The sequence below is a fragment of the Pseudomonas sp. SDO55104_S430 genome, from assembly GCF_054070595.1.
The window spans coordinates 1-5831 of the sequence record NZ_JBSVXG010000299.1 but is presented as its reverse complement, the minus strand read 5'-3'; the positions used below and the strand labels follow the sequence as shown (position 1 = coordinate 5831).

At 61.4% G+C, this 5831-nt stretch carries 4 protein-coding genes and 2 pseudogenes; 4 read left to right on the top strand and 2 right to left on the bottom strand.

Annotation, left to right across the window (positions count from 1 at the left end; genetic code table 11):
* Nucleotides 1-118 precede the first annotated feature (118 nt).
* The 4 genes from ACW9JE_RS28050 to ACW9JE_RS28035 all read left to right on the top strand — a co-directional run bounded on the left by ACW9JE_RS28050 (nt 119) and on the right by ACW9JE_RS28035 (nt 3510).
* A complete protein-coding gene (locus tag ACW9JE_RS28050) occupies nt 119-928 on the top strand; it encodes a MetQ/NlpA family ABC transporter substrate-binding protein (protein WP_457434607.1) in 810 nt (269 codons plus the stop codon).
* Nucleotides 929-930: 2 nt separating this feature from the next.
* Nucleotides 931-2052 (top strand): methionine ABC transporter ATP-binding protein, encoded by a 1122-nt coding sequence (locus ACW9JE_RS28045; protein ID WP_457434606.1) that lies wholly within the window; start codon nt 931-933, stop codon nt 2050-2052.
* Nucleotides 2042-2686, top strand: coding sequence for a methionine ABC transporter permease (locus ACW9JE_RS28040; RefSeq protein ID WP_457434605.1), 645 nt, complete (start codon nt 2042-2044; stop codon nt 2684-2686). Before ACW9JE_RS28045 ends, ACW9JE_RS28040 begins: the two co-directional genes overlap by 11 nt.
* Nucleotides 2687-3165: 479 nt before the next feature.
* A complete protein-coding gene (locus ACW9JE_RS28035; protein WP_224540667.1) occupies nt 3166-3510 on the top strand; it encodes a DUF6124 family protein in 345 nt (114 codons plus the stop codon).
* A 64-nt stretch (nt 3511-3574) separates the two neighbouring features.
* Here ACW9JE_RS28035 and ACW9JE_RS28030 read toward each other — a convergent pair.
* A pseudogene (locus ACW9JE_RS28030) lies at nt 3575-4174 on the bottom strand (methyl-accepting chemotaxis protein); the annotation flags it as partial.
* Between the two features lie 255 nt (nt 4175-4429).
* Nucleotides 4430-5482, bottom strand: a pseudogene (locus ACW9JE_RS28025) (HAMP domain-containing protein); the annotation flags it as partial.
* Nucleotides 5483-5831: the final 349 nt, after the last annotated feature.

Genomic DNA, 5831 nt, shown 5'->3' with positions numbered 1-5831 from the left:
TACAGGTATCGGTCGCCCGCGAGTGATCGATTCAACCAAAACCTGTAGGAGCGAGGCTTGCCCGCGAAGAGGCCCTGACAAACACCAAAAAATTAATGCACTGACTGGAAACCTGATCATGAAAAAAACCAACCTCACCCACCCAGTCAAAGCACTGGCCCTGGCCCTAGGCCTTTTCAGCTCCCTGACCTTCGCCGCCGAACCCCCACTGAAAATCGGCACAACCGCCGCCTTCGCCATCCCGCTGGAAGCCGCCGTCGCCGAAGCCAACAAACAAGGCCTGAAAGTCGATCTGGTGGAGTTCAGCGACTGGATCGCGCCCAATGTCAGCCTCGCCGCCGGTGACATCGACGTGAACTACTTCCAGCACATCCCGTTCCTGGAAAACGCCAAGGCCGCGGCCGGGTTTGACCTGGTGCCGTTCGCGCCGGGGATCATCAACAACGTCGGCCTCTACTCGAAAAAATACAAAAGCTTCGACGAGCTGCCCGAAGGCGCCAGCGTCGCCATCGCCAACGACCCGATCAACAGCGGCCGTGGTTTGCAGCTGCTGGCCAAGGCCGGGCTGATCACCCTCAAGCCCGGCGTGGGCTACAAGGCCACCGAGGACGACATCGTCGCCAACCCGAAAAAGATCAAGATCCTGCAGGTCGAAGCCGTGCAACTGGTGCGCGCCTACGACGACGCCGATCTGGTCCAGGGCTACCCCGCCTACATCCGTCTGGCGAAGACCTTCGACGCCGGCTCCGCCCTGCTGTTCGACGGCCTGGACCACAAGGAATACGTGATTCAGTTCGTGATCCAGCCCAAGAGCAAAACCGACCCGCGCCTGATCGAGTTCGTCGACATCTACCAGCATTCGCCAGCCGTGCGCGCCGCCTTGGATAAAGCCCACGGCAAGCTGTACCAAGCCGGTTGGGAGAGCTGAGCATGACTGCCGCTACGCAACTGCGCCTGGAGATCCCGGCGCCCCATGACGCACAGCAGACGGAACTGCACCCCGAACTGAACCGCGCCCACGTGCGCTTCATCAAACTGGGCAAAACCTATGACGGCCAGCAAGGACCGGTGGCCGCCCTGCACGGCATTGACCTGGCGATCCAGCGCGGCGAAGTGTTCGGCATCATCGGCCGCAGCGGCGCCGGCAAGTCGTCGCTGATCCGCAACATCAACCGCCTCGAACAACCGAGCAGCGGCCGGGTGCTGATCGATCAGGTAGACATCGGCGAGTTCGACGAAGACCGTCTGGTGGCCCTGCGCCGGCGCATCGGCATGATCTTCCAGCACTTCAATTTGATGTCGGCCAAGACGGTCTGGCAGAACGTCGAATTGCCGCTCAAGGTCGCCGGTGTACCGAAGGAAAAACGCGAGCAGAAGGTGCGCGAATTGCTCGAACTGGTGGGCCTGGAAGCCAAGCACAAGGCCTATCCGGCGCAGTTGTCCGGCGGGCAGAAACAGCGTGTCGGCATCGCCCGCGCGCTGGTTCATGATCCGGCGATTCTGTTGTGCGACGAGGCCACTTCGGCGCTGGACCCGGAGACCACGCAATCGATTCTCGGCCTGCTGCGCGAGATCAATCAGCGCCTGGGTTTGACCATCATTTTGATCACTCACGAAATGGCGGTGATCCGCGAAATCTGCGATCGCGTTGTGGTGCTTGAACGCGGGCGCGTGGTCGAACAAGGGCCGGTGTGGGAAGTCTTCGGTAACCCGCAGCATGAGGTCAGCAAGACTTTGCTCGCGCCGTTGCAGCATGCGCTGCCGGCGGAGTTGCAGAACCGTCTGCAAGCGCAACCGCAGACGTCGGAAGACGCTGTCGTCCTGCGACTGCAATTCACCGGATCGGCGCAGGACGAACCGGACATCGCCGCCCTGTTCGCCGCCCTCGGTGGCCGTGTGCGTCTGCTGCAAGGTGGCGTTGAGTGGATTCAGGGTCATGCGTTGGGGCAGTTGCTATTGGCGGTGACGGGCTCGTCGCTGAGTGCCGAACAATTGCGCCAGCGCGCCGGGCAATGGGCGCAGCAAGTGGAGGTGTTGGGTTATGTGGTTTGATCGCTTGTTGCAAGGCTTTATCGATACCTTTCTGATGGTCGGCGTGTCGTCGCTGATTGCGCTGCTGGCGGGCATTCCGCTGGCGGTGATTCTGGTCACCAGTTCCAAGGGCGGCATCTACGAAGCACCTGCGGTGAACCGCGCGCTGGGCGCGTTCGTGAACCTGTTCCGCTCGGTGCCGTTCCTGATTTTGATGGTGGCGCTGATTCCGTTCACGCGGCTGATCGTCGGTACCACCTACGGTGTGTGGGCGGCCGTTGTACCGCTGACCATCGCCGCCACGCCGTTTTTTGCGCGCATTGCCGAAGTGAGTTTGCGCGAGGTGGATCACGGGTTGATCGAGGCGGCGCAGGCCATGGGTTGCCGGCGCCAGCACATTGTCTGGCATGTGTTGTTGCCCGAGGCGCTGCCGGGGATTGTCGGCGGGTTCACCATCACCCTGGTGACCATGATCAATTCGTCGGCCATGGCCGGGGCGATCGGGGCTGGCGGGTTGGGGGACATTGCGTATCGGTATGGGTATCAGCGGTTTGATAGCCAGATCATGTTGACCGTGATCGTGTTGCTGGTGGCGTTGGTGGCGGTGATTCAGCTGAGCGGCGATCGCCTGGCTCGGGCCCTCAACAAGCGCTAACACGATCTACTGTAGGAGCGAGCACGCTCGCGATGGTCGCCAACGATAACGCTGGCCGCCTGACACCCCGCGGTGTTTGTGACTCCATCGCGAGCATGCTCGCTCCTACAGGGGAAGGTGTTGATGGGGAAATCGGCGATATTTCTTACAAGATAATCAGCGATTCTGTCAGCTCATTCGCTATCTTTTGCAGGACATTTCCTAGATCATTTCGCCCGCTTGCGCCTGGCAAATCCGGTGGCTAGTCTCGGCCCGTCACTGCTTTTTGGTGATCGGGTTTAGTAGCCCCGGACAATAGGTGTATAGCGATCCATGCTCATGCTCGGCGATGTTGCCGCACGCAGAAATGGTAGCTGTGCGTGGGGCATCTTCGGATGCACCGGTTTTCCTATTGACCGGCCTACTACCTGCGCACAGCCACCACCCAATCGTTTAGTAGGCGACAAGTGATGGCTCCTGTTCAGCAATAGGAGTAAGTCATGGAAAAGTCTGTCCCCGATCCACCATCCGAAGAACCCACCCCCGAAGACCCCATCAGGGATCGATCCGCGCTCTACCGCGCCATCGATTTCTACCTCACCGGGGATCAACCCTCCCCGCCCGATGAATTGCGTTTCTACAACGTCAGCAAAGACGTGAGTTTCGAAGACACCCAGCTCTATCTCGCCGACCTGTTGCGTTGCGCTTCAGTGAGCGCCTATCAATGTGGCGACCATTTGAAAGGTGCCGACAGGGCGATGGTGTATTCGATATGGCATTTACTGGAGATCGCCAAGGCGATGGTCGATCACTCCATTGAGTGTCTGGGGATGAAGAAGGGTTGAGTCAGTGAAATTGTCTTCGCGGGCAAGCCTCGCTCCTACAGGGGCAGCCCGGGCGACATCATTTCTAGATCCGAAAACTCCCCACCAACTGATTCAACCGCGCCGCCTGCTGCTCAAGCTCGGTACACGCACGCAAGGTCGATTGCAGGTTTTCCACGCCTTGCTGGTTGAGGGTGTTGATCTGGGTGATGTCGACGTTCAGCGCTTCGACCACTGCGGTCTGTTCCTCGGTGGCGGCGGCGACGGACTGGTTGACGTTGTCGATCTCGCCGATGCGCTGGGTCACGCTACCGAGGCGGGTGCCGGCGAGGTTGGCGATGTTGACGCTTTCCTCGCTGTGCTGCTGGCTCTCGGTCATGGTGGTGACCGAATCCCGGGCGCCGACTTGCAGTTCCTCGATCATCTGCTGGATCTCCAGCGCCGAGGTCTGGGTGCGTCCGGCCAGGCTGCGCACTTCATCGGCCACCACCGCGAACCCGCGACCGGCTTCACCGGCCTGCGCCGCTTCGATCGCGGCGTTGAGCGCCAGCAGGTTGGTCTGCTGGGAGATGCCCTTGATCACCTCGAGGATCTGCCCGATGTTCACGGTCTTGTCGTTGAGCACTTCGATGTTGGCGCAGGACGCGCTGATCTTGCCCGACAATTCGTTCATCACCTCGATCGTGCGCTGCACGACTTGACGCCCGTCCTCCGCCTGCTGCCGGGCGTTGGACGCCTGGTGCGACGCGTCGCTGGCGTTGTGCGCGATCTCCTGCGCCGCCGCGCCCAGCTGATTGATCGCCGCCGCCACACTGTTGGTGCGACTCGATTGATCGTCGAAATTGCTCAGCGACGAATTGGACGCCTCCAGCACCCGGCGGGCGCCCTCGTTAACGCCGAGTGCCGCCGACGACACTTCGCGAATCGACTGGTGAATGCGTTCGACAAAGCGGTTGAACGCCGTCGCCAGCTGGCCGATTTCATCCCGCGATTGCACTTGCAGGCGCCGCGTCAGGTCGCCTTCGCCGAGGGAAATGTCCTCCATAACCCGGGTCAGCACCTGCAACGGCCGGGTGATGCGTTGTGCGGTGTACCAGATCAGCAGCAGGCCGAGCAGAGCCGAGCCACCGCCGAGCAGCAGGGCCAGCGCGGTGCTTTGCGCGCCCTGAGCATCGAGTTCCTTTTGCAGGGTGGTGACAGGCGCCAGCAACACCTCTTGCGGCACGCCCACCAGCACACCCCAGGGCGCGGCGCCGGCAATCGGTGCCAGGGGTTCGAGGACCTTGATCTGCTGCGGATCGACAAACACCTTCGGCTGCCCCTGACGCAGGGCGTCCATCACGTCCGCGTTGTCCATCGGCGAACCCAGGCGACGGACATCCTGGCTGTTGGCCGAGATCACCCCGCGAGGGCTGACGATGCTGATCTGTCCGTGCCCGTCGAACAACTGGCGAGCACTGGCTTCACTGTTGTTCTGCAGCGCGGCGAGGTTGATGTCGAGGCCGACCACGGCGATGACCTTGCCGTTTTCCAGCAGGGGGAAGGCGACGCTGGTGACCAGCTTGCGGCTGCCGGACGCTTCGTCGAAGTAGGGCTCCAGTACGCAAGCCTGGCGGGTGTCGCGGGCGCAGGTGCAGAACGCGTTGTACGGCGCGCCGCTCGGCCCCGGCTCGGTGTTGGCCAGCAGGCCTTCGTCGCCGATCACCGCTTGCAGTTCACCGGGTTTGCTTTGTACCCAGTACAGCGAGAAACGGCCTTTCTCGTTGCTGCCAAGCTCTGCCTTGTCGGCGAAACCGGCGTCCTGGCCGTCGAGCGCGTCAGGTTCAAAAATGACGTAAAGCCCGAGCAGGTCGGGCTTGTCTTTGAGGGCCTGTTGAAGCTGGCTACTGAGCTCCTGGCGAAGTTGCGGGCGGGTCAATGTGCCCTGGTGCTGAAGTTGTCGCAGATAAAGCAGATATCGCGCTAACCCCTGACCGAATTCATGGGTCTGCATGAAGGTGCGCTGGACCTGCATCGCCTGCACCTTGCCCAGCGCCTGCATGTGTTCCTTGGCCGCATCGGCCAGCATTTCACTGCTGGCCTGGTCGACCTGCTGGCTGCTTAGGCGGGTCTGGTAGAGCGACAACCCCATCAGCAGACCCACCACCAGCAACAGGCAGAGGCCGGCGAGCAGGGCGATCTTGCTCTGGATCGTGTGAAATCTCTTATGCATTGGAAATACCCTTTTCCCCTGAAGCCCTGACACCCCGACCCCTGTAGCAGCTGGCGAAGCCTGCGTCCGGCTGCGCAGCAGTCGTAAAACCTCTGCACTGGATCTACCTGACAGACCGCAGTGCCTGAAT

Excerpts from the sequence above, each read along its gene's own strand:
- ACW9JE_RS28045 (WP_457434606.1), top strand. The coding sequence starts at position 931 with ATGACTGCCGCTACGCAACTGCGCCTGGAGATCCCGGCGCCCCATGAC.
- ACW9JE_RS28050 (WP_457434607.1), top strand. The coding sequence starts at position 119 with ATGAAAAAAACCAACCTCACCCACCCAGTCAAAGCACTGGCCCTGGCC.
- ACW9JE_RS28035 (WP_224540667.1), top strand. The coding sequence starts at position 3,166 with ATGGAAAAGTCTGTCCCCGATCCACCATCCGAAGAACCCACCCCCGAA.
- ACW9JE_RS28040 (WP_457434605.1), top strand. The coding sequence starts at position 2,042 with ATGTGGTTTGATCGCTTGTTGCAAGGCTTTATCGATACCTTTCTGATG.